The following is a 25,818-nucleotide window of genomic DNA, read 5'->3' on the forward strand; positions in this document are numbered from 1 at the left end:
AGGAGCTCCAGCCATGTTCAAGAAAGTATTAATTGCGAATCGTGGAGCGATTGCTGTTCGAATTGAAAGAACTCTAAAAAAACTAAACATTTCATCTGTTGCGGTTTATACAAAAGCAGACCAAGATAGCCTTCATGTCGATCACGCGGATGAAGCTGTATTAATTGGTGAAGGTGCTGCAAAAGATAGCTACCTCAATGCGGAACTCATTTTAAAAACGGCTCTTGAAACAGGAGCGGAAGCTATTCATCCGGGATATGGTTTCCTCAGTGAGAATGCGGATTTCGCCCGTGCTTGTCAAAAACATGGAATTACTTTTATTGGTCCTACTCCTGAGCAAATGGAGCTGTTTGGTTTAAAGCATTCAGCACGTGAAATAGCGGTGAAGGCAGGAGTTCCACTTTTACCGGGAACATCCTTAATAACGAAAGTTGAAACCGCAGTTGCGGAAGCAGAACGAATTGGATATCCTGTCATGCTTAAAAGTACAGCAGGAGGTGGAGGAATTGGAATGCGTGTCTGTGCAGATGAGTCTGCACTAACCGATGCCTTCGATTCGGTGTGTCGTCTAGCTGAAACGAATTTTAACAATGGAGGAGTCTTTTTAGAAAAATATATTCAAAAAGCACGCCATGTGGAGGTTCAAATCTTCGGAAATGCATACGGTGAAGTGGTCGCATTAGGAGAACGCGATTGCTCCGTTCAGCGTCGTAATCAAAAGGTAGTTGAAGAAAGTCCAGCGCCATGTTTATCTTCAGCTGTTCGTGAGGAAATGCTAGCTGCTTCTAAACGATTAGCAGAGGAAGTTGGATACAGAAGTGCAGGAACGGTTGAATATCTATATGACCCAGAAGCTGAGAAGTTTTACTTTCTTGAAGTAAATACCCGACTTCAGGTAGAACACGGTGTGACCGAAGAAGTATTAGGTCTAGATTTAGTCGAGTGGATGGTTCGTGAAGCGGCTGGTGAGCTTCGTCAGCTTAATACTTTGTATACCACTCCAAAAGGGCATAGTATTCAAGCTCGAATTTATGCGGAAGACTGTCTGAATGATTTTCGTCCTAGCGGTGGTCAATTGGATCAAGTTCGATTTTCAGAGGACGCCCGGATTGAAACTTGGGTAAGAGATGGCTTAACGGTTACCTCTTTGTATGACCCCATGCTTGCCAAAATTATTGTTCATGCGGATACACGTGAACAAGCCATTAATCAGCTAAGTCAAGCGTTACAGGATACAAGACTCTATGGTGTCACAACGAACTTACAATATGTGCAGTCACTGTTAGAGGAAGAAGAATGTCGCTCTGGACACGTGCATACTCAAATGTTGAAGGAATTTTCTCCAGCGGAGTGTGCCATTGAAGTATTAGATGGTGGAATTCAAACGACTGTTCAAGATTGGCCAGGACGAGTGGGGCACTGGGATGTGGGAGTTCCTCCTTGTGGACCGATGGATCCGTTCTCCTTCCGAATGGGAAATCAGTTGTTAGGGAATGATTCTCATGCGGCCGGATTAGAACTCACTTTACGAGGGGGATCTTACCGTTTCCGTGGAGATATTGTTTTTTGCTTAACCGGCTCAGATATGGGAGCTACATTGGACGATATTCCTGTTCCGACTTACAAAGTGCTCACTGCCAAGCGCGGCCAAATTCTTTCATTTGGTGAAGCTACACAAGGAATGCGCACCTATTTGCTAGTGGCAGGTGGTTTCGATATGCCCCTGTATTTAGGAAGTGCCTCAACCTTTACGCTTGGAGGGTTTGGTGGACACGGTGGGCGTGCGCTTCGAACAGGAGATGTGTTGCGAGTTCATCCTTGTGCTACCCCTCCCAATAAAGAGCTTGCCATCACTCAACAGCCTGTATTAACAAAAGAATGGACAATAGGTGTCATTCCTGGTCCACACTGTACAGAAGAGTTTTTATTACCAGAGTATTTGACACAGTTGACAGAAACAAGCTGGGAAGTTCATTTTAATAGCTCTCGTACAGGTGTCCGATTAATTGGACCAGCCCCCCTATGGGCTAGAGAAGACGGGGGAGAGGCTGGGTTACATCCTTCTAATATCCACGACAATGCGTATGCGATAGGTACATTAGATTTAACCGGAGATATGCCTATTTTACTTGGTCCTGATGGTCCGAGTCTTGGCGGGTTTGTTTGTCCAGTGACGACAGCATCAGCAGAATTTTGGAAACTCGGCCAGCTTCATGCGGGTGACAAGGTTCGCTTTCAACTTCTAACATTAGAAGAGGCAGAAGAGTTAAGAAAGACACAAGAGATATTTTTAGAAAATATAGGGGAGCATTCGGTTCCTACCTTGCCTAAAAAAACGAAGCTGCTTTCACCAAGCTATCCCGTGCTTGTTCAAAATAATGAAAGCCGTTTTCCGATGACGATTCGTGCGGCGGGAGATGAACATATTCTGATTGAATATGGAGAAATGGAGTTAGATCTGCTGCATCGTTTTCAAATTCATGCATTGATGGATGCTATTCTAGCCCGCAAGGATATTCCTGTTTTAGACTTAACGCCAGGGATTCGTTCCTTACAAGTCCATTTTGATGCATCCAAAATATCCACCTTTGCTATTTGTGCATTAATTGAAGGAATCAACCGAGAGTTACCTCCTCTTGAGGAGATTGAAGTACCGTCCCGTGTGGTTCGACTTCCTCTTTCATGGGATGATCCAGCCACACAGCTTGCCATCGATCGTTATCAAAAAAATGTCCGGCCTGATGCTCCTTGGTGTCCAAGCAACTTAGAATTTATTCGAAGAGTCAATGGTCTAGCACAAATAGAAGATGTGAAGAAGACGGTCTTTGATGCGAGCTATTTAGTGCTTGGTCTTGGGGATGTGTACTTGGGTGCACCTGTTGCAACCCCGATAGATCCGAGACATCGACTAGTTACGACAAAGTATAATCCAGCTCGAACATGGACACCGGAGAATGCAGTTGGAATTGGTGGCGCCTATATGTGTATCTACGGAATGGAGGGACCGGGCGGGTACCAGTTTGTTGGACGTACGGTCCAAGTTTGGAATCGAGTTCGGGAAACAAAGAGTTTTACAGAGAAAAAGCCATGGTTGCTGCGTTTCTTTGACCAAATTCAATTTTACCCAGTCAGCACAGATGAGCTTACAGTCATGAGAGAAGATTTCCTAAGAGGCCGTTTTGAAGTAGAAATTACGGAGACAACCTTTAACCTTGGAGAGTACCTAGCGTTTTTAGATTCCATTAAGGAAAGTGCAGAGGAATTCCGACAAACGCAGGAGGCAGCATTTAAGGCGGAGCGTGAGAGCTGGAAAGAGCTTGGTCTTGCTGAGTATATTTCGGAACAATCGGTGTCTGAAACGGTTGAAGAAGAATTGCCACAAGGGGTAGAAGCGGTTCGTTGTACAATGCCTGGAAGCGTCTGGAAAGTACTGGTTTCTCCCGGTGATACAGTAAAGAAAGGTGACGTATTAATGATTGAGGAGAGTATGAAGATGGAATTTCCTCAACATGCTCCGTTCGATGGACGGATTCAATCTGTCCACGTATCACCAGGTGATGAAGTTCATGCGGGACAACTGTTTGTCTCCATTACAAAAGAAAAGCGGGGGATAGCCAATGAAAACGATGAACACGCCAAAGCTACTATCCATTCATAATCTAAGAGATAAATATAAGTCTAACGAGTTAACACCAGAAAAACTTATTCAAGAGATTATCCAAAGAAGTGAAGCTGACAAAGAGATGAATATTTGGATCACTCCACCTTCTATGGAAATCATCCAGCCTTACTTAGATAATTTGAAAAAAGTGGACCCAGAGAAAGCTCCTCTCTGGGGAATCCCTTTTGCGATTAAAGATAATATCGACCTAGCAGGTGTACCAACAACAGCTGGTTGTGCTGAGTTTGCTTATACTCCTGTAGAACATGCGACAGTAGTAAGACGGCTTATCGCCGCTGGTGCCATCCCGGTTGGAAAAGCAAATCTGGATCAATTCGCTACCGGACTTGTCGGAACCAGAAGTCCTTATGGCGAAACAAAGAACCCTCTGAATCCAGAATTAATCAGTGGAGGCTCAAGCTCAGGTTCAGCCGTTTCAGTTGCAAGAGGTCAAGTAGCCTTTGCTCTTGGAACGGATACAGCAGGGTCCGGCCGTGTACCAGCTGGACTTAATAGATTAATAGGATTTAAGCCGAGTCTCGGTGCATGGCCAACGAAAGGGGTCGTTCCAGCCTGTGCAAGTCTGGACTGTGTCACGGTGTTTGCTCATACTTTATCTGATGTAGAACTCGTTGACGAGGTTGCCAGAGGCTTTAATGAAGAAGATCCATGGTCGAGGGAACTTTCCGTTAAACCTAAAGCTTTACCGGAGAAAATCTATTTCGTCCAACAGCCACACCGCTTCTTTGGACCATATGCAGCTGAATATCAAAAAGCATGGGAAATGGCAATTTTACAATTGGAACAGTTAAATATTCCAATTGAATACATTGATGGAGACTATTTATCCAAAGCAGCCAGCGTTTTATACGATGGTCCTTGGGTGGCAGAACGCTGGGCTGACCTAGGGAATTTCATTACCGAGAATAGTGGAGTAGCTTTTCCTGTAACTGAGACCGTTTTGCGTTCGGGGGCGAAACCGGAATATGATGCTGCATCGGTTTTTAAAGCCATGCACAAACTTCAGATGTTTAAACAAATGGCTCACCAGCAGTTTAAAGACGGTGTTCTCGTAATGCCTACCTCTGGTGGAACCTGGACAAGAGCGGAAGTACGTAGTAACCCGATAGAAACCAATAGTGCGATGGGACTATACACCAATCATTGTAATCTATTAGATCTTTGTGCCATTAATATCCCGACAGATGATGCAGCTGAAAACCTACCTTTTGGCATAACCTTTTTTTCAACCCATGAAAATGAACATATCATACGGGGACTAGCGGATTTATTTCTTCATGGAAATCTCACTGAAGGCAACCAAACTACAACATTAGTAGCCGTTTGTGGTTTGCATATGAGAGGCTTTCCACTGGAAAAGCAAATGATCGAGCACCGTGCAACCTTTGTAAGAGAAGCTAAAACAGCTTCATTATACAAACTAGTAAAACTTGATACGGTACCGGCAAAGCCAGGACTTATTCGAACGAATGACGAAGGAGCTTCTATTGAATTGGAGCTTTGGGAAATGCCTCTTTCAGAATTCGGGAAGTTCGCCCTTCTGATTCCAGCTCCGCTTGCAATGGGGAAGGTACAGCTTGAGGATGGAACAGAAGTACCAGGGTTTGTTTGTGAAGCGAGTGGCGTAGAACCTAGGGAAGACATTACTCATTTAGGCGGTTGGCGGAACCTGAATCTGCATTAGAAAATCAATGCCCTTGTGGAAGTTTATCTACAAGGGTTTTTCTTATTTTAAATTGTGTATGGTACAGGGAAAAGAAGTAATACTTTAAAATTCAGAATATTGTCCCCCTAACCCGAGAAATGTCTCCTTACAATTAGGTTTAATTTTTATTATTGTATTAGATGTAAGCGGATACATTTTATTCCCTTATTCCCCCACAAGACATGTAAAAACAAAAAGGTTCCCCAATCTCTTTTATATCAATCTATGCAAGTATGCTTTCAACTTTAGCAATTTTTATTTGCACCACAGAGTTTTTCTGTGTGTACATACATCAAAATGCAAAAGGAGAGTGAGAAAAATGTAGACCAGTAATGATCTTCTATGAAAGAGGCGGATTAGATTGAATTATAAGGAGGAAAACCATGCGAATTAAACGTTCATTAATCATCTTTCTAACAATGGTTTTAACAGTGAGTCTTTTATTTCCAATTTCTGAAAGTGTAAAGGCATCGCCACCTAGTTCCATTACAAACTTGACGGTAGAGTATATGGATAATCCAATAGGGATAGATTCCGAACAACCGAGATTTAGTTGGAATATGGTGTCAAACAAACGGGGAGCAAAGCAGCAAGCATACGAAATTATTGTTTCCGATAGTGCGAAAAACTTAATGCAGGGAAAGTTTATTTGGAGTACTGGCAAGGTAGCATCAGCTCAATCCGTTAATATTAAGTATAGCGGTAGCACTAAGTTAAAACCTAGTACTCGATATTATTGGAAAGTAAAGGTATGGGATCAAAATAATAAGTTACTAGAATCTAAAGATAATGCCTATTTTGAAACCGGACTTATGAGTACAGATGGGAAAACAAATTGGAATGGAGCACAATGGATTACTAACAATATATCAACAACTGAACCAGTAAATGTTACCTTATTTCGAACAGAGAAGGAATTAGGCAACAATCCGATTGAGAATGCTCAACTTTATATAACTTCTTTGGGTGTATACAATGCCTATATTAATGGTAAGGAAGTCCAATTAGTTCAAGATCAGAATAAGCCTGTTGATGAAACATTTAATCCAGGTTGGACTGACTATAACTCTTATGTAAATTATCAAACTTATGATGTAACAAGCTATATTTCCAATCAATCAAAGGTTAGCTTAGGTGTAATGTTAGGAAAAGGGTGGTTTGCAGGACGTATAGGGCAAGTAGGTCAGTATACAAGAATCACAGGGAATAAATTGGCTTTGCTAGCAAAAATGGTCGTCACTTATAAAGACGGTAGTAAAGACATCATTGTTACTAACGAGTCGACTTGGAAATCAAGTGAAAAGAGTCCAATACTTGAAAACGACTTTTTTGATGGTGAAACCTATGATGCTAATATTGCTAGGGAAATAGAAGGGTGGAACAATAGCAATTTTGATGACAGTGGATGGTCATCAGTCAGTGCGATTAACTACGTTGGTAAAGTTAAGGGAGACCGAGGTGCTGCAGCACGTATTGCTGAAGAGTATACTCAATACCCAATTGAAGCGTTTAAATATAGTGAAATCGAACCATCTACTCAAAACGGTGGAGAGTCAACTTTGGATTATGGTCATGCAGTTACAGCAAATGTTAATCCAAAGTCTAATATTTCTTTAAAGGGGGGGGAAACACTTATTATTGATATGGGTCAAAATATGGCAGGAGTGCCAAGCATCAAAGTAGGTGGGACGAAAGGAAGTATAGTTACACTAAGGTATGCAGAGATGCTTAATGACGGGCGTAAAAACTCAAATATTGCAACAGGAGGTAGTGATGGTCCAAAAGATACCTTATATAGAAAAGCTTTAACATCTGCTGCCCAAACTGATAAGTATATTCTTTCCGGGCAAGGAGTCGAGGAATACCAACCAGCGTTTACTTTCCATGGATATAGATATATGGAAATAACAGCCGACAAAGACATCAGAATAAATTCAGTAGAAGGAAAAGTAATTACATCCGTTGGTGAGCAAAGCGGGACAATAACCACTTCGAATAAAGATGTAAATAAATTGTTTAACAATATATTATGGGGACAAAGATCAAATTACCTTTCAATTCCTACTGATTCTCCACAAAGAGCGGAGCGTGCAGGATGGACGGGGGATGCTCAATTATTTGCACAAACTGCTGTCTATAATTATAACGATATCCGATTTTTAGAGAGTTATAGTGAGATTATGGATGTTCATAACAGAAATACAAATGGTATTTATGGAAGTATTATGCCAGGAGCATTTGTTGGATTTTTTGCTAACACAGTTGCTTCAGGTTGGAGCGATGCGGGGATCATTATCCCTTGGGTGTTATATCAACAAACTGGTGATACAACAGTAATTGAAAAGAACTTTGCGCAAATGGAAAAGTATATGGACTATGTTGGGGTAAATGGTTATAATACGGGACTATTTGGTGATTGGCTCGCTTTCCAGGCAACCTCAACGGTTTATTTGAATACCGTCTATCGAGCCTATGATGCACAGCTCATGATTAAAATGGCAAAAGCAATTGGCAATGATTCGGCAGTAGAAAAATATGAACAGTTATATGCCCAGGTGAAGTCTGACTTTGTGAAGAAGTATTTAGATGAAAGTGGCAATTTATTAACTGCTAGTGCCGATAATTTTACTCAATCGAGGCATGGATATCCTGGAGCGGATAACGCACAGACTGGATTGCTTTGGGCTTTAAAACTAGGTTTATATGAAACAAATCAGCAAAAGGAAAAAATGATTCAAAATCTGACTGCAAATATAAAGAATGAGAATAGTATCATTAGACCAGGTCAACCAGAAAATACGTTAGCTGTTGGATTCCTTGGAGTAAATGTCATCTTACCAACTTTGTCTGATATTGGAGATGATGAACTCGCCTACACACTTTTATTACAAGAGGAAATGCCATCTTGGTTATATAGTGTGAAAAACGGGGCAACGACTATCTGGGAAAGATGGAATTCATATTCCATAAAGGATAGTTTTGGAGATTCTTCTATGAATTCTTTTAATCACTATTCCTACGGTGCCGTTGCTGAATGGATGTATAAATACATGGCTGGAATATCAAATAACCCGGAAAAGCCAGGGTTCCAGCATTTTGTATTGCAGCCTACAATAGATAAGCAAAACCGTATTACATGGGTAGATGGATCATACAAATCAGTCTATGGGGAAATCGAAAGTAAATGGAAAGTTAAGGATGGGACATTTACTTATGAAGCAACCATTCCAGCTAATACAACTGCCACTGTCGTTATTCCAGCTTCCGATCTAAAGGATGTGACAGAAGGTGGAAATCCTTTAACAAAAGCTGTTGGAGTGAAGGTTATTGAAATAAAAGATGGTAAAGTTATATGTGAAGTAGAATCAGGATCATATACATTTGAAGCGCGAATAAATTAAAGCTGATGTAAAAAAAGTCTAGTTGAATCTTTTGGTTTAACTAGGCTTTTTTATTTTTATTTTTGAGATACCTTACTATATTATTCCATACTGTACTATTAAGATCCGATTAACATAACCGATATATAATAAAAGATTACTATAGGGGCTCATTATGGATAAAACATTGAATAGACAGTATGGAAAAATCAGCATTATTATCCTCCTTTTTATTGTCTCTGAGTTGATTGAATTTTTTATTCCACACAATTCTTTTGTATTTAAGGTTGCTCATTATATTTTCGTTCTAATGATTATCATTCTATTATTCTATTTAACAAAACGAATCAATAAGCACACAACAGATTTAAACGAAACGAATCAACGGCTTAGTACAATTTTTGATACATTAGACGTTGCGATTTGGTCCATGAACCTAAAAACCAATAAACTTTTAATCACTCCTGGAATTGAAAAATTATACGGCTATCCTTTATCTGATTTTTACGAGAATACGGAGCTATGGAAGGAAACCATTCTAGAAGAGGATTCTGATGTGCTTGAGGAAAGAAAGAGAAAAATAGAGAAGGGTGAAGCGGTCACTAGTGTGTACCGTATTCGTCGTCCGAATGGTGAGATTCGTTGGATTCAGGATAGAGGGATTCCAATACTAGATACCAGAGGAACCTTAATCGATTTTACAAGTGTATTATTTGATATTACGATTCTCAGAGAAAGTGAAGAAAGGTACCGTAGCTTGGTGGAAATGTCACCGACTTTTATCGCAATTATCAAGAATGGTAAGCTGGATTATTTGAATCTTGCAGGTTATCAGCTATTGGGTATCTCAGATGATCAGCCGATAAGTAAGGAACCGGTCACAAGATTTATGAGGATTGAAACGATTAGTGATATAAAAAATAGAATGATAAAAGACGATTTTGAGAGAAATTTAATAAGTTATGAGACAGTAATTACTGATATACATGGAAAGGAAATAGCGGTCGAACTTTCTGTATTACCAATCAAGCTTGAAGGACGTCCTGTGTTTCAAATCATTGGTAAGGACATTACGGAGAGGAAAAAAGCAGAAGAAACGATTCATAATATGGCTTATTATGATACGTTAACAGGGTTAGGAAATAGAAATAAACTAAAAGAACAATTAGTTCATGCCACTTCCTTACCTACTAAATTCACTGTTCTGTTTCTTGATTTAGACAGATTTAAAGTAATTAATGATACGAAAGGCCATTCTACCGGCGATTTAATTTTACGTGATGTAGCCCAACGGTTAAATACGATAATTGGAAAAAAAGGCTCCGTGTATAGGCATAGTGGCGATGAATTTATCGTGGTTTTATCTTGCCATGAAGTACAAAAAATTGAGCAAGTAGCAGATTCGGTTCTTCGAGATTTTAATATACCTTTTGAAATTAGTGGAGAAGAGTACTATTTAACAACGAGCATTGGAATTAGTCGCTACCCTGAAGATGGGGAAGATCAGGAGACGCTAATAAAGCATGCAGATACAGCCATGTATTTGGCGAAGGAACATGGGAAAAATAATTATCAATTTTATACCTCTCAGCTTGATGAGATAAAACTAAGGAAATTAGAGTTGGAGAATGGATTAAGAAAGTCCATTGAGTTAAATCAATTCTCGTTATTTTATCAACCTAAATTCCATCTGAAAAGTAAGGAAATTGTGGGTACTGAAGCTCTGTTGCGATGGTTTCATCCAACCTTAGGGGTAGTGTCTCCTATAGAATTTATCCCTCTTGCAGAAGAAACAGGGATGATTGTTGATATTGGAAAATGGGTACTAAAAGAAGCCGTTAGGCAAAATAAAAAGTGGCAAGATACTGGGCTAAAACCAGTATCAGTGGCTGTCAATATTTCGGTTAGGCAATTGCTAGAGGAAGATTTTATTGAATTCGTGGAAAACACTTTAACAGAGTATAATCTAGACCCAAAGTATTTAGAGTTGGAAATTACAGAAACCATCATGCAAGACATTGAGAATTCCATCCTTGTATTAAATAAACTAAAGAAATTGGGTATCAGCATTGCTATTGATGACTTTGGTACGGGCTACTCGTCTTTAAGTTACTTAAAACATCTTCCTATTGATACAATTAAGATCGATAAATCCTTTTTAGATGATTTAGAAAAGGAAGCAGGGACCAATTCTATCGTTAAAGCCATTATTGAAATGGGAAGAACTTTAAAATTTGATGTCATTGCAGAAGGAATCGAAACAGAATTTCAAGCAAAGTATTTAATAAATAACTATTGTGTTCATGGGCAAGGGTATATTTTCAGTAAACCCGTAAGGTCAGAGGAAATTGAAGCCCTGCTAGTGTAAACTTATATTGCAGCCCTGGGCTGCAATATTTTTTTCTAAAGAGCATAACGAAAGGAGCACAAGTTTGAAAAAACAAGGGGTCATATCACTAGGTGAGGCTTTTGTGGATTTTATCTCCCAAGATCAGACGAATACAAATTATAAGCGATTATTAGGAGGAGCGACTGTCAATGTGGCGGTAGGGGCTCGGAGGTTAGGGATTCCTTCTTATTATTTGTGTAAGCTTGGGATGGACGAGACAAGTGTGTTTGTGCAGGATGAAATGAAAAAAGCACAAGTGAATCTATCCTATTGTACTTACCAGGCCTCTAAGAAGATTTGCTCAGTATATGTTCATGTAAATGATCAAGGTGATCGATATTTCCATTCATACATAAATGAAACGCCAGATGACTGGATTACAGCAGAGGAACTCGACAAAGAGCTGTTCACTCAAAGTAAACTATTCTACTTTGGATCAGGAACCCTTTTTCACCCGGTAGCAAGAAAAACAACCAACCAAGCCCTGTCATTTGCTAAAGAAGGGAATTTGCTTATAGCATTTGACACCAATATTCGTTTGAAGCGTTGGGAAAATGAAGAGCAGTGCAGAAAAGTTATTCTCTCTTATGTAAAAAAGGCTGATATCGTTAAAATGGCGGAGGATGAATTACTGTTTTTAACAAAATCGGACACATTTGAGCAAGGACTGGAAAGTATATCAAACATGAATATTCCTTATCTTTTTATTACAAGAGGAAAGAACGAAGCTTTTGCGTGCCATAAAGGTATTCAGGTGAACGTTCCAGGTATCCAAGTTAAAGCGGTTGATACGACGGGTGCAGGCGATGCTTTTATGGCTGCTCTTTTATCTCGATTTTATGACAAAGGAGTACCTGAAAACAAAGCTTTGTTAGAGGAGTATACAAGCTTTGCAAACCTAGCAGGTGCTATGGCAACAACCCAATTTGGATCACTATAGCATAAAAAACGCCAATATCCTGTTTAGATATTGGCGTTAGTCCTTTACTTTTTACTTAGTCTATCAATTTCCACTTCTGGCACTAACGAATTACTCACTTCTTCTACAATAATATCTTTAGCAACCGTGAATGTTGCTGTCCCTTTAATATTCTCTGAAGAAGCACCGACCTTCACTGTATAAACTCCTTTTTCTACTATCCATTGATTTTTCTCTTCATCAAAGGATGCTAGATCTTTCGCATTCAATTCAAACTTTAACAGCTCGCTTTGATTTGGCTTTAACTCTTTTGTTTTTCCAAATGCCTTTAATTCAATTTCAGGTTTTTCAAGCTTTCCGTCTGGAGCCGAAACATAGACTTGAACCGCTTCTTTTCCTGATACTTTTCCTGTATTTTTTATATTAGCAAATACGGTAATTTGATCTTTGAATTTACCTCCCTGATTCACTCGAACATTACTGTAATCAAAGCTTGTATAAGACAATCCATATCCAAATTCATAGGCAGGTTTCACATCAAAGGTTGAGTAATAGCGATAACCAACATAAATGTCTTCTTCATAGACAACCTGAGTAGGGTTCTCTGCTGGTGTACCAGGGAAATTTTCAGATGAAGGAACATCCTCATATTTTACAGGGAAGGTGGTTGCGAGCTTCCCAGAAGGATTCACCGCTCCAGTTAATACATCGGCTACCGCATCTCCTGCTTCCTGTCCTGGTTGCCATGCTAGAAGGATGGAATCCACTTGATCTCTCCAACTTGCTACTTCAACAGGACCACCGATATTAAGGACAACCGCCACTTTCTTTCCAGCATCATGATATGCCTTTGAGACGTTTTGAATCATCGCTTTTTCCGTATCTGTTAGAAGGTAATCACCCTTTACATTTTGACGGTCCACACCTTCGCCAGAATTTCTTCCAATCACAATGACACCAATATCTGATTCACCCTCGATGTTATCAATCTGGTTCGTATCTAACACCATCTCAGGAATGACTGGTATTTCTTTTCCAAAGTCCTCACCCCATGGACTTGGCTTTATTTTGTATTGTTCCATTTGTCTTAACTCACTAATGTAGTTGCTATATTGATTCACAAGGTCTTCATGGAGTGAATATCCTGCATGCTTCAATCCGTCTACAATAGACACTGTATAGGCTGCGTTTACATCTCCACTACCTGTTCCACCCTTTACCGTTTCAATCTGTGCGGTACCAAATAACGCAACTTTGTTTTCTTTTTGAAGTGGAAGTGCATTTTGATTATTCTTTAATAGAACCATCCCATCCGCCGCAGCCTGACGAGCTACTTCGGCATGAGCTTGGAGGTCTGGATTGTCAGAATGGCTATAATTTTTAAAGCTAGGAGATTCGACAACGAAGTTTAAGATGTTCTTAACATTTCGATCCAATAACTTTTCGTCTAAGCTACCGTCTTTAACCGCATTTGCAATTCTTTCTGAGCTTTGAGGGAAACCAGGCATAATCTGATCATTTCCTGCTCTCATTTGGGCAACAGGATCTGTTCCAGCAAACCAGTCCGTCATCACATAGCCATCGTAGCCCCAGTCTCCTCTTAAGACAGTTGTTAACAATTCTTCGTTTTGAGATGCTGGTGTCCCATTTAGCAGATTATAGGAACTCATAACAGCCTTCGGATGAGATTCCTTAACAGCAATCTCAAAGCCTTTTAAATACAACTCTCTTAGAGCTCTTTCAGAAACGATGGTGTCAATGGTGAAGCGATTGGTTTCCTGATTATTTGCTGCATAGTGTTTGATGGTAGCACCTACTCCATTAGATTGGACACCATTTACCAAGGCAGCCGTCATCTTACCTGCAATCAAAGGATCCTCAGAAAAATATTCAAAGTTCCTTCCGGTTAATATGTTACGGTGAAGGTTTAGAGCTGGTGCTAGCAATACATCCACACCGTATTCCTTCACTTCATTTCCTTGTGCTTGCCCAACCTTATTTACTACACTTGTATCCCAAGTGGATGCCAACGAGGTAGCGATGGGAAAGGCAGTGGTATAATACGTTTTTGACTCTCCAGGACGTGTTGGACTAATTCTTAAACCAGCTGGTCCATCGGCATAAAACATAGCAGGAATTCCTAATCTTTCAATGGCTGGTGTTCCTCCAACCGCACCTTGTACGGGAAGTTTAGGAATCGTCATTCCAGGCATGCCCACACCTACCACGAGTTTTGCCTTTTCTTCCACCGTCATAGCGGCGATGACAGAATCAATGGAAGCCTTGTCTACTAATTGTGGCACTTCATTTTGTTTTATTTGTACGGTCTTTGACGCTTCTTGTTCTGCTGCAAATACCCCTGTTTGAAAACTTAATCCCGATAAAGCAATACCTGTTGCTAATGCAATGGAAGTTAATTGTCTTCTGCGTTTCTTCATCTTCTTTAGCATCTTATCCCCCCATAAATACGCAAAATATAATTGGTAACGCTTTCAATAACAATTCTACCAACTAAAGTGTGAATTTTCGGCATTGTTAAAAGGATTATTTTAGTATTACTAGTAATTTTTCAATGCAAAATCTACTGAAAATTGCCATACGACAACATTCACTTTTAATCGACAGAAAGGTATACTTGAAAAAATAGGTTAAAAGTCGGGTGAATACAATGAACTTTACATATGAAATTATCGAAATGAATAAGGACCTGCCGATACATATTTTTCTACACAGTGTTGATTATGTTACGAACCATTGGCATGACAGCATAGAAGTGATCTTCGTGTTAAAAGGGAAAGTAGGAGTTTCGGTTAATGATAAAAGATACGATTTAAATGAAAAGGATATTTTCCTGATCAATGCAAATGATATCCACTCCATACAGCATCAGGAAGATAATTTATTGCTTGCTCTTCAGATCCCCATTCCCGATTTGAAGAAAAATATAAAAGATGCAGATTCTTATTCTTTCTCATGTAAGTCTTTTTTATTTGATGAAAGCCATCAAGGGGAGTTTAATGAGATTCGAGCACTGCTTGCACAAATGATGTGGGTCATTAATAAAGAGGGAGAAGGATATGAGCTACAAATTCAATCTCTTTATTTCCAATTAATTTACTTGTTAACGAAAAATTTCAAAGATGAATCGGTAAAAGAAAGCAAAATCTCAAGTCAAAAGCATATTGATAGACTCTTACGAATCACTTCATATGTAAAGGATAATTTTAAGCAAGAAATAACACTGAACGAACTCGCGCAGATCGAGTTTCTTTCTATTCACTATCTATCTAAGTTTATTCAGAAGCATCTTGGAATGCCTTTTTCGAAGTATGTAGATAGTATTCGACTTGATCACGCGGTTAAAGATATCGTTTTTACTGATATTCCTTTAACGCAAATTGCACTTGATAATGGATTTGCTAGTGTAAAGGCCTTTAACAGAGCGTTTAAGGAATTTTATCATCAGACACCAAGTGAATATCGACGTGCGGTTGAAATGGAACCGAGAAAAACGGATAGTAGCAAAGTGACGCTTGCTAACTATGTTGAAATAGATAAGGATCAAGCCTTTTCAAAGCTTTTTTCGTTTTTACCACAAGAGGATAAATTAATTGAAGTGAATCATAAAGCAGTGATGAAGAAAAAAATTCCTATTAATATGAAAGAGAAAACATCTAAACTGAATCATTCGTGGAAAAATTTAATGACAATCGGGAAAGCGAAAGAAGGTCTCTATACAAGTGTTCAAGAGCAAATAAAGGAAGTGAAAATAGCAACGAACTTTCAGTATCTTCGCTTTCATGGACTGTTTGACGATGAAATGATGGTATACGCAGAAAACGATATGGGTGAATCGGATTATAACTTTTTCTATACAGATCAGCTATTTGATTTCTTAAAAAGCATCGACGTGAAACCATTTGTTGAGCTAGGTTTTATGCCAAGGGATTTAGCTGAAAACCCAGAGGAAACCGTTTTTTATAAAAAAAGCATTATTAGCAAACCGAAGGATATCAATAAGTGGAATTCACTAGTAAGAAATTTTATTTTACATTATGAGAATAAATATGGAATCGAAGAAGTTCAGAAATGGCCTTTTGAGGTATGGAATGAACCCGATTTCGATGTGTTTTGGAGAGGTACCTTTGAAGACTATTGCTATTTCTATAAAAGCACATATGACACAATTAAAAAGCACAACCCTAGCTATAAAGTCGGCGGTCCTAGTATCAATACCGTCAATAGTGACTGGTTACAGGGGTTTTTAGATTTTTGTAGGAATGAGAATTGTATTCCGGATTTTATTACGTTCCATTGTTACTCACATGAAGAAAAAGATATTAATAAGAAAAGAAAATTATTAGACGAGGATTCTTTTGAATTTGGTTATATTTCACGAGACGAGGACTTTTTGAAAAATAAGCTTAAAAGACTAAAGGGCATTTTAGCTGAGAAAAAAATGTCGCAAGTTGAGGTTCATTTAACGGAATGGAATTCAACTGCATTTCACCGGGATTTAACAAATGATACTAGCTTTAAAGCAGCTTTTGTCGTTAAGAATTTACTTGAAAACATTGATGAGATTCAAAGCTTTGGCTATTGGACTTTGACAGACTTCATTGAGGAACAAAGGACAGCCCTCGAAACGTATCATGGCGGCCTTGGATTAATGACAAACAATGGCATTCCAAAGCCTGCCTTTTATGCGTATGAGTTTCTTGGAAAATTAGGCGACGAGCTACTAGTTTCAGGGGATGGCTACTGTGTTACCCAAAATTCTAGAGGATACCAGATTCTTCTTTATCATTATTGTCATTACGACAGATTATATTGTATGAATCAGCATGCAAACATTAATCTAACTGATCGATATAAAGTATTTCTCGATAAAGATGATATTCGAATGATTCTTCAAGTAACTGGTTTGGACAAAGGTTTATATAAAATAAAGCAACACAAAATCAACCGCGAGAGTGGTAGTAGCTATGACCAATGGGTTGAAATGGGAGCACCTATTCAAATGGATAAGGAAGAAGTGGCCTACTTAAAGCAATCTTCCGTGCCTAATAAGTTTATTAGAGAGGTAAGAGTGGAAGGAGAATTGGTTTTTGAAGAAACCCTTCAGCCTCACGAAGTACAGTTAATAGAAATTTTCCCACAACGAACCCTCTAGGCAGGATAAAATACCTGCCTTTTTTTGTTGTAGTTAGTTAATGTAAAAAGTCAATTTAAAAGAGAAATGACAATTTACGGTCTCTCTTTGAGCAAATATCGGATAGTGTAAAGGTTTTCATACACCTATAATGAAGTACATAAGGAAGCGTTTCCAGCGTAAAAAGAAAATGAGTTCATTCAGCACTTATGTTATGTAGTAGTTTTATAGGTCTTTTGAAAGCGCTTAGGTAGTTATTAAAGGGAGGTTAAACAAATGGAAAGTGTAACATGGAATAAAACACCGCTGTTTCGATTAGTTTTTGCGGCTATTTTGGGAGTAGGTACTGCAGTTGCTCCTCTCGTATTACTTGGTTTTGGTCTTATTCAGTTTAATATTATTCGACTTGTTGGAGAGGAAAATGTAACCGCTGTTTACGGAATGGTTGCTGGGATCGGTGGTCTTGCGATTGTGTTTTTAGGTCCTTTAGGAGGGGTGATCGCAGATAAGACTCGCTTGAAGTTTGGTAGAAGAAGAACTTGGATGATCGCAGGAAGTATCGGTGGAGCATTATCCATGCTGTTACTAACATATGCCCCATCTATTCCGGTTTTAGTGGTCGGTTTTTGCTTAGTTCAATTCTTTTATGGAATGGTTTCTCTTTCTTGCTTCGCGATTGTACCTGAACAGGTAGAGCCTGAAAAATTTGGTCGTGTATCTGGACTGATTGGTGCAGCGGCTCCTGCTTTCGTTATGTCAGGTCAAATGATTATGGGTGTGTTTGCAGATTCAACGGTTCAACAGAAATTGGTAGCAATTGCTATTATTCAGTTAATTGGTGGAATTTCAGCTGCTCTACTTGTAAAAGATAACTACTTTGCTGGTACAGCACAAGCCTCAAAGAATACACCAATTTGGAAGCGACTACAAAGCTTCTATCCTAGTTATAAGAAACACCCAACGTTCACATGGGCATTGTTAACAAAACTATTTATCAACGTTTCAAATGCTGGTTTATCATTATTAACTCTGTTTTATATTGCAAGATTCCATCTTGGTGAAGCAGATATCTTTAAATTAATGGCTTATACTGCACCTTCTATTATGTTAATGGTTGTCGCAGGAATACTGGGAGGGTTCCTTTCAGATAAGGTGAAGAAGCAGAAACCTTTTGTTATGGGGGCAGCATTAGTAACGGGTCTGTGTCTTGTTGCATTCGCTTTCTCTAAAGATATCAAATGGGTAATTGTTGGTAACTTTATCTTTAACTTTGGATTTGGTATGTACACGGCTGTTGATAATGCACTAGTTAACCGTATTCTTCCTTCAAAACTGGATGCAGGAAAAGACTTGTCTATTATGAATGTTACCGTTCAGCTATCTTCAGCGTTAGTTAACTTTGCTGCTCCAGCAGTCATTGCACTAGGTGTTGCATGGTTTGGTGGAGACGGATATACATTGTTCTTCTTACTTCTTGCTGGATTCTCTGTTCTTTCAGCATTAGCTGTTATTCCCATTCCGGAAATGGGAGCTCCCATTAAAGGGAAAGAAGATGATTCAGAAGAAATTCCTCATGATAAAGTAGGATAATAAGAGAATTATAAAGAAATAGTTATGGGTTCGGTTTTTAGATCGGGCCCATTATTCTGTTAAATAAATAAGGAGGAAGTATGGTTATGTTAATCGAAAAAATGAATCTTTGGGATAATTGTGATTATGTGTACTTGCAGACTTATATTCTTGAAAATTCAATGGAATTTCAAACGGACCAAACGCGACCAGCAATTATTATCTGTCCTGGGGGTGGATATTTAGGAACATCGGACCGTGAGGCAGAACCGGTTGCTTTACGATTTGCATCTCAAGGCTATCATACCTTTGTGTTACGATATACTACATATTTTAAGGAGTGGGTAAAGGATTTTAATAATCTGCCGACTCCGAATGAACAGTCTGCTTACCCGCAGCCATTATATGATTTAGCACAAGCGGTTTTACTAATTAAAGAACATGCGTCTAAATGGTTAGTGGACCCTGAAAAGATTGCTGTCTGTGGATTCTCTGCCGGAGCGAACTTAGCGGCTAGTATGGGAGTTCAATGGAATAGTGCACTATTAAAAGAAAAATTTAGTGTTGAAAGTGATGTGTTTAAGCCTAGCGCTGTTATTCTCGGATATCCTCTAGTAGATTATCAGCTTATGAAGGAAAAGGTGGACACAGAGGCAGATCAGTTTGCTAAAGGCTTTTGGAATATTGCTAGTAAGGCTGTATTTGGAACGGCCACGCCTACAGAAGAGCAGCTTTTCGAAGTTAGTCCCGTGAATTTCGTTTCTCCTCAAACACCCCCAACCTTCATTTGGCACACAGCAGACGATTCACTCGTCTATGCTGAAAATGCTCTAAGATTCGCAACAGCATTGGCACAAAAGAAGGTTCCTTATGAACTGCATGTCTTCGAAAGCGGAGTACACGGATTATCTCTTTGTGATGAAACAACGGCAAATAATCCAAGTCATTTAAATGAAGATTGCAAGGTATGGTTTGATCTTGCAACAAATTGGTTGAAGAAACAATTTAAATAAGCACCTCAGATCAGAAACGTTCTTCATAACCATAATGAAGAACGTTTCTGAAGCTGAATTAAAAAGAAACGTCTTTCATCCCCTTTTCTTCTATTAAGTCCAACTACTTCATGCTTTTTTCCACACAATATAACCTCAGTTCTATTTCCTCCAGTTACATTTAGAACAAATAACGGCTATTTTAATGTCAAAAAGGGGAAAGCGCAAACTTAAAAATTCTTATATTATAAAAACAATGAAACGCTTTCAACAATACATTATGGTGGAAACGCCCTGAGATAAGGATGGGATATATGGAAAAGACAGCAGTCATTTTTGATTTAGATGGGGTTATTGTCTCTACAGATGAATATCATTATGAAGCATGGAAACAAATTAGCGAACAGGAAGACATTCCTTTTAATCGAGAGATAAACGAAAAATTAAGAGGCGTAAGCCGAATGGAAAGTCTCGAAATTATTCTGAGCAATTCAACTAAGAGTTATAGCGAAAGTGAAAAACTACTTCTAGCTGAACGGAAAAACGAAAGATACCGTGAACTCTTAAACCATCTATCTGTTAAAGATATTTTACCAGGTGTAAGAGAACTTATACTGAACCTAAAAGGTAGAGAAATGAAAATAGCGATCGGTTCCTCAAGTAAAAATACACCATTTATCTTAGAAAAAATAGGAATGGCTTCAAGTTTTGATGCGATTGCAGATGGAAATGCCATTAAAAATAGTAAGCCGGATCCAGAGGTATTCTTACTTGCGGCTGAAAGGCTTGGCGTTCGACCGGAAGAATGTATCGTTATGGAGGATGCGGAAGCAGGGATCGATGCTGCGATTGCTGCAGGAATGAAGGCAGTAGGAATTGGAGCAGCTTCTACCTGTCAGAACGCACATATCGGTGTAGAGGATTTAACTAAGCTCAATATTGAACAATTATTGGAGAGATAAAGGAGAGCAAACGATGATACAAATGGAAAGTAAATACACTCATTTGAAAAATAAACCGTTTTTTTTATCAGATAAAGATATCAATTGGATTGAAGAAACCCTCCAGTCCATGAGTTTACGTGAGAAAGTTGGCCAATTATTCTGTCCTATTGGCAGCTCTGATAAGGAAGAAGAGTTAACTAGATTTATTGAAGAGTTCAAACCAGGTGGAATCATGTACCGTCCTAACGAGGGAGCTAAAATGCAGGAAACTCATCGACTATTACAGAGTCTCTCTCCGATTCCTTTGTTAATTTCTGCTAATTTAGAAGCAGGTGGAAATGGTATTGCAACAAATGGAACGTACTTTGGGAAGCAGTTACAGGTGGCAGCAACGGACAATGAGGATATGGCTTATAAGTTGGGTGTAGTTGCCGGTCGCGAAGGCAGAGCAGTAGGTTGTAACTGGGCTTTTGCCCCTATCGTTGACATTGATATGAACTATCAAAACCCCATTACAAATGTAAGAACATTTGGTTCTGATCCTGAGAGAGTAGCGAGAATGGGAAAAGCTTATATGGAAGGCTTGAGTGAAAGTGGTGTAGCAGCCGCTGTTAAGCATTTTCCAGGAGATGGAGTAGATGATCGAGATCATCATCTTCTATCTTCAGTGAATTCACTGTCACCAGAGGAGTGGGACCAAACATTTGGAATGGTTTATAAAAAGATGATTGAGGCTGATGCAAAATCGATTATGGTAGGCCATATTAAACTTCCTTATTATTCAAAAAAACTTGTTCCAACCATTCAAGACGAAGAGATTATGCCAGCCACTTTAGCTCCAGAGCTTTTAAATAATTTATTAAGAAAACAATTAGGCTTTAATGGACTAATCATTACAGATGCGACTCCGATGCTCGGTTTCACCGTTTCAGAGAAAAGAGAAATTGCTGTTCCAAAAGCCATTGCATCAGGCTGTGATATGTTCCTTTTCAATCGTGATATAAGAGAAGATTATGAGTTTATGATGAAGGGAATCGAAACAGGTATTCTTTCAGTCGAAAGGGTAGATGAAGCAGTAACGAGAATATTAGCTTTAAAGTTGTCTATAGGTTTATACAATCAAAAAGTAGATGGAACACTGGTACCAGGTCAAGAAGCATTATCTGTTTTACAGAGTGATGAACATAAGAAATGGGCAAGCGAATGTGCTGATCAGTCGGTAACGTTAGTAAAAGACACACAGAAATTATTACCGATTAGCCCTAAACAATATAAACAGATCAGATTAAATATTTTAGGTGACCATAGTGGGGGCTTGAAAGAAGGCGCTTCTGTAACTCATTCATTTTTAGAAGCTTTTCAAATAGAAGGATTTGAGGTAGATCTCTTTGATAATAGTAAGGTGAACTTTAAAGAATTGCTTATGAGCGTTCATGATTTGAAACAAAAATATGACCTTGTTGTATATGTGGCAAATCTAGAAACCGCAAGTAATCAAACCACTGTTAGAATTGATTGGATGCAGCCATTAAATGCAAATGCTCCATGGTTTGTAAACGAAATTCCGACCATGTTTATATCGGTAGCCAACCCTTATCATCTTCAGGATGTACCGATGGTAAAAACGTATATTAATGCGTATTCGTCAAATGAGTTTGTCGTTAAGGCAGTGATTGATAAAATTACTGGAAGATCAGAATTCAAAGGAAAGAGTCCAGTAGATGCGTTTTGTGGAAAGTGGGATACTAGACTATAAAAAGAAAGAGTACTAGTTAAAAGGAGACTCTAATCATGAAGATTATAAATTTGAAAACCAACCGTATAACAAACCCTTTGGGATTTGATCTAGGAAAACCAAGACTGTCTTTTATCACCTGTGAAACAGAAGCAAAAAAGCAAACAGCTGCACAGATTCAGGTGGCTTTAGATCATCATTTTTCTAACATCGTGTTCGATAGCGGGAAGAGTCAAGAAATAGACAGTCTTGCTTTTGAACTCCCAATCGAGCTAAAACCGCATACACGCTATTTCTGGCAAGTGACTGTATGGGCAGATAATGGGGATGTGGCAACTAGTGATCCTGCCTGGTTTGAGACAGCAAAGGGTGAGGAGCCGTGGAAGGCTAGTTGGATTACACCAGAGCTTGATAAGAGTATAGAGCCTGTACTAATGAAAGATTTTTTGATTGAAAAAGAAATTGAATCTGCTCGAGCATATGTATGTGGGTTAGGTTTATATGAAATGGAAATCAACGGTGACAAGGCCGGTAATGAATATTTAACTCCACATTTTAATGCTTATCATAAATGGCTGCAATATCAAACCTATGACATTACGGAGCAAGTTAAAACGGGACAAAACAATGTAGAAGTGATGCTAGGAAATGGTCTTTATAAAGGAAGATTTGGTTTTGACGGAGGAACCTCTGAAATCTATGGAGATAAGTATGCACTCCTTTGTGAAATGGTCGTTTACTTTAAAGATGGAACAAGTCAATTGATTCCTACAGACAACACTTGGACGGCGAGAAGAAGTAACATTTTAGAAAGCAGTATTTATGATGGTGAGGTGTATGACGCCACCTTTGATAATCGTACAACCTATAACGTCCAGGAAATTGATTTAGGATTTGATCGATTAAAAGCAAGATTAAGCTTACCTGTTGTGATAAAAGATACGCTTCAACCAATTGAGGTTATTCATACACCTACAGGTGAGACCGTGTTAGATATGGGTCAAAACATGGTGGGATGGATCCAATTTAAAAATAAGACTCCAAGGGGTTCGGAAATTACCTTAGAGTATGGCGAGCTTCTTCAGGAAGGTAATTTCTATCGGGAGAATTTACGTACAGCTCAAGCGAAGTTTACGTATATATCCAATGGAGAAGAAACGGTTGTTAGACCACACTTCACTTTCTATGGTTTCAGGTACGTAAAAGTGTCGGGATGGCAGGGAGAATTGAATCCTGATGATTTTACGGGTTGTGTATTGTACTCAGATATGGACCAAACAGGACATATTGAAACGAGTAATCCGTTAGTGAACCAACTATTTTTGAATGCATTATGGGGACAAAAAGGTAACTTTTTAGATGTGCCTACCGATTGCCCACAAAGAGATGAACGGATGGGTTGGACGGGTGATGCACAAGTCTTTTCAGGAACGGCTTGCTTTAATATGGATTCGTATGCTTTTTTCAGCAAATATGGGTATGATCTTTGGAAGGAGCAAGAGGATAAAGCGGGCATGGTCCCAATGGTGGTGCCTGCTACGAATATAAAGGGTGGCGGTTCAAGTGCTTGGGGTGATGCAGCTACCATTATTCCTTGGAATGTGTATCTGCATTATGGTGATAAAGCCATATTAGAACAACAATTTGATAGCATGAAAGCTTGGGTTGATTATATTAAAAGAGCGGATGATGAATCAGGCTCAAAGAGACTGTGGACGACAGGCTTCCATTTCGGTGATTGGCTAGCTTTAGATGGAGAAAATCCTAATTTTCCTACTGGTGGAACAGAGGTAGGCTTTATCTCATCCGCTTATTATTGCTATTCCGCAGGTTTAGTCGCAAAGGCAGCGAAAGTACTTGGAATGGTCGATGTGTCGATCAAATATGAGAACCTAGCAAATGAGGTAAGAACTGCTATACAGGACGAGTACTTCACAAAAAATGGCCGACTCGCATTAAATACGCAAACGGCATTAATTGTAGCATTATTTATGGAGTTAGTTCCTGAAGAATTTACGGAAAGAATTGCCAATGATTTACGTGCTAAGTTAAAGAATGATGGCAATCATTTAAAGACGGGCTTTGTGGGAACTCCATATTTGTGCAGAGTATTATCTGAAAACGAAAGCAATGACGTTGCTTATACATTGTTACTTAATAAGGACTATCCAAGCTGGTTATATGCAGTGACCATGGGAGCAACAACCATTTGGGAGCGCTGGAATTCTGTATTGCCGGATGGAACAATAAGTGGAACGGATATGAATTCCTTGAATCACTATGCATACGGTTCGATTGTAGAATGGATGTTTAGAAATATGGCTGGGATTAATCCAGTAGAAGATCATCCAGGATTCCGGCATATTACATTAGCTCCACAACCAAACAGCAGAATCAATCAGGTAAAGGCTAGTTTGAATTCTGCCTCCGGTTTATATGAAAGCAACTGGTCAATAGATGAGGAAGGAAACCTGGACTTTGCATTTACGATTCCATTTAATGCAACAGCCACACTTGTCTTACCAGATGCATTAGTACAAACGGTAAAGATTAATGGTCAATTATTAATAGAGACTGGATTATCCGCACACCAAATGAATGAGAATGTGCAGGTAGAACTGGAAAGCGGAGTATGGGAAATTAGTTATACTCCAACGAAAGCTTTTATCGAAAGCTACAGCACAGAATTTGCCTTGTCCGACTTACTCCACAACGAAGAGGCAAAAAGCCTTTTAGTAGAGAAGATACCACAGATTTCTCAATTACCTGAGGATTTGATAGGAAAAGTGGGACATTTGTCTTTGAGAGAAGTAGCGAACAAACCTTTTTTACCAATCCAACGTGAAGTTCTTGACGAATTAGATGGAATATTGGCTAAAGTTCGGGTTCGTTTTGAATAATTATAGATTTACGGAAAGCAGACAACTATTGTCTGCTTTTTTACATGAAAGTATTTGAATTTAATGGAGAAAGGCCGGAGTAACGAAGTCCATCGAGCATATGAAGATCATTTGAAGTAGAAAAGCTTTAGGCAAATGAAGTTCATCGAGTATATGAAGATCATTTGAAGCAGAAAAGCAGGAGCAATTGAAGTTCATCGAGCTGATGAAGATCATTTGAAACAGAAAAGCCGGAGCAAACGAAGTTCATCTCACACATGAAGGTCATTTAAAGCAGAATAGCAGGAGCAATTGAAGTTCATCGATCATATGAAGATCATTTGAAGCAGAAAAGCTGGAGCAATAGAAGTTCATCGAGCAAATGAAGATCATTTGAAACAGAAGAGCAGGAGCAAATGAAGTTCATAAAGCATATGAAGATCATTTAAAGCTGATAAGCCGAAGCAAACGA

General features: G+C 39.0%; 12 protein-coding genes. 11 read left to right on the forward strand and 1 reads right to left on the reverse strand.

Annotation, left to right across the window (positions count from 1 at the left end):
• Positions 1-13 precede the first annotated feature (13 nt).
• The 5 genes from uca to ACRX5O_RS09835 all read left to right on the forward strand — a co-directional run bounded on the left by uca (position 14) and on the right by ACRX5O_RS09835 (position 12,096).
• Positions 14-3,658 (forward strand): urea carboxylase, encoded by a 3,645-nt coding sequence (gene uca, locus ACRX5O_RS09815; protein WP_433905768.1) that lies wholly within the window; start codon positions 14-16, stop codon positions 3,656-3,658.
• Positions 3,618-5,366: an allophanate hydrolase gene (gene atzF / locus ACRX5O_RS09820; RefSeq protein WP_433905769.1), complete on the forward strand. Its 1,749-nt coding sequence runs from the start codon at positions 3,618-3,620 to the stop codon at positions 5,364-5,366. Before uca ends, atzF begins: the two co-directional genes overlap by 41 nt.
• 404 nt (positions 5,367-5,770) lie before the next feature.
• A complete protein-coding gene (locus ACRX5O_RS09825; RefSeq protein WP_433905770.1) occupies positions 5,771-8,788 on the forward strand; it encodes a family 78 glycoside hydrolase catalytic domain in 3,018 nt (1,005 codons plus the stop codon).
• A gap of 154 nt (positions 8,789-8,942) precedes the next feature.
• Positions 8,943-11,135 carry a bifunctional diguanylate cyclase/phosphodiesterase gene (locus ACRX5O_RS09830; protein ID WP_433905771.1) on the forward strand — a complete coding sequence of 731 codons (2,193 nt, stop codon included), beginning with the start codon at positions 8,943-8,945 and terminating at the stop codon, positions 11,133-11,135.
• Between the two features lie 64 nt (positions 11,136-11,199).
• Positions 11,200-12,096: a carbohydrate kinase family protein gene (locus ACRX5O_RS09835; protein ID WP_433905772.1), complete on the forward strand. Its 897-nt coding sequence runs from the start codon at positions 11,200-11,202 to the stop codon at positions 12,094-12,096.
• Between the two features lie 44 nt (positions 12,097-12,140).
• Here ACRX5O_RS09835 and ACRX5O_RS09840 read toward each other — a convergent pair whose 3' ends face one another.
• On the reverse strand, positions 12,141-14,525 hold the full coding sequence (locus tag ACRX5O_RS09840; RefSeq protein ID WP_433905773.1) for a beta-glucosidase: 2,385 nt from the start codon (positions 14,523-14,525) through the stop codon (positions 12,141-12,143).
• 218 nt (positions 14,526-14,743) lie between these two features.
• Here ACRX5O_RS09840 and ACRX5O_RS09845 point away from each other — a divergent pair, with 218 nt between their 5' ends.
• The 6 genes from ACRX5O_RS09845 to ACRX5O_RS09870 all read left to right on the forward strand — a co-directional run bounded on the left by ACRX5O_RS09845 (position 14,744) and on the right by ACRX5O_RS09870 (position 25,367).
• Positions 14,744-17,248 (forward strand): GH39 family glycosyl hydrolase, encoded by a 2,505-nt coding sequence (locus tag ACRX5O_RS09845; protein WP_433905774.1) that lies wholly within the window; start codon positions 14,744-14,746, stop codon positions 17,246-17,248.
• 255 nt (positions 17,249-17,503) lie between these two features.
• Positions 17,504-18,817 carry an MFS transporter gene (locus tag ACRX5O_RS09850; RefSeq protein ID WP_433905775.1) on the forward strand — a complete coding sequence of 438 codons (1,314 nt, stop codon included), beginning with the start codon at positions 17,504-17,506 and terminating at the stop codon, positions 18,815-18,817.
• An 86-nt stretch (positions 18,818-18,903) separates the two neighbouring features.
• Positions 18,904-19,809, forward strand: coding sequence for an alpha/beta hydrolase (locus ACRX5O_RS09855; protein WP_433905776.1), 906 nt, complete (start codon positions 18,904-18,906; stop codon positions 19,807-19,809).
• Positions 19,810-20,102: 293 nt separating this feature from the next.
• Positions 20,103-20,750, forward strand: a complete 648-nt coding sequence (gene pgmB, locus ACRX5O_RS09860; RefSeq protein WP_433905777.1) for a beta-phosphoglucomutase — start codon at positions 20,103-20,105, stop codon at positions 20,748-20,750.
• A gap of 13 nt (positions 20,751-20,763) precedes the next feature.
• On the forward strand, positions 20,764-22,488 hold the full coding sequence (locus ACRX5O_RS09865) for a glycoside hydrolase family 3 protein (protein WP_433905778.1): 1,725 nt from the start codon (positions 20,764-20,766) through the stop codon (positions 22,486-22,488).
• A gap of 35 nt (positions 22,489-22,523) precedes the next feature.
• Complete coding sequence (locus ACRX5O_RS09870) at positions 22,524-25,367, forward strand: alpha-L-rhamnosidase (RefSeq protein ID WP_433905779.1); 2,844 nt, start codon at positions 22,524-22,526, stop codon at positions 25,365-25,367.
• Positions 25,368-25,818: the final 451 nt, after the last annotated feature.

It is taken from the genome of Robertmurraya mesotrionivorans (genome assembly GCF_050971805.1).
Classification (GTDB): domain Bacteria; phylum Bacillota; class Bacilli; order Bacillales; family Cytobacillaceae; genus Robertmurraya_A.

Excerpts from the sequence above, each read along its gene's own strand:
- uca (WP_433905768.1), top strand. The coding sequence starts at position 14 with ATGTTCAAGAAAGTATTAATTGCGAATCGTGGAGCGATTGCTGTTCGA.
- atzF (WP_433905769.1), top strand. The coding sequence starts at position 3,618 with ATGAAAACGATGAACACGCCAAAGCTACTATCCATTCATAATCTAAGA.
- ACRX5O_RS09825 (WP_433905770.1), top strand. The coding sequence starts at position 5,771 with ATGCGAATTAAACGTTCATTAATCATCTTTCTAACAATGGTTTTAACA.
- ACRX5O_RS09830 (WP_433905771.1), top strand. The coding sequence starts at position 8,943 with ATGGATAAAACATTGAATAGACAGTATGGAAAAATCAGCATTATTATC.
- ACRX5O_RS09840 (WP_433905773.1), bottom strand. The coding sequence starts at position 14,525 with ATGCTAAAGAAGATGAAGAAACGCAGAAGACAATTAACTTCCATTGCA.
- ACRX5O_RS09845 (WP_433905774.1), top strand. The coding sequence starts at position 14,744 with ATGAACTTTACATATGAAATTATCGAAATGAATAAGGACCTGCCGATA.
- ACRX5O_RS09850 (WP_433905775.1), top strand. The coding sequence starts at position 17,504 with ATGGAAAGTGTAACATGGAATAAAACACCGCTGTTTCGATTAGTTTTT.
- ACRX5O_RS09855 (WP_433905776.1), top strand. The coding sequence starts at position 18,904 with ATGTTAATCGAAAAAATGAATCTTTGGGATAATTGTGATTATGTGTAC.
- pgmB (WP_433905777.1), top strand. The coding sequence starts at position 20,103 with ATGGAAAAGACAGCAGTCATTTTTGATTTAGATGGGGTTATTGTCTCT.
- ACRX5O_RS09865 (WP_433905778.1), top strand. The coding sequence starts at position 20,764 with ATGATACAAATGGAAAGTAAATACACTCATTTGAAAAATAAACCGTTT.
- ACRX5O_RS09870 (WP_433905779.1), top strand. The coding sequence starts at position 22,524 with ATGAAGATTATAAATTTGAAAACCAACCGTATAACAAACCCTTTGGGA.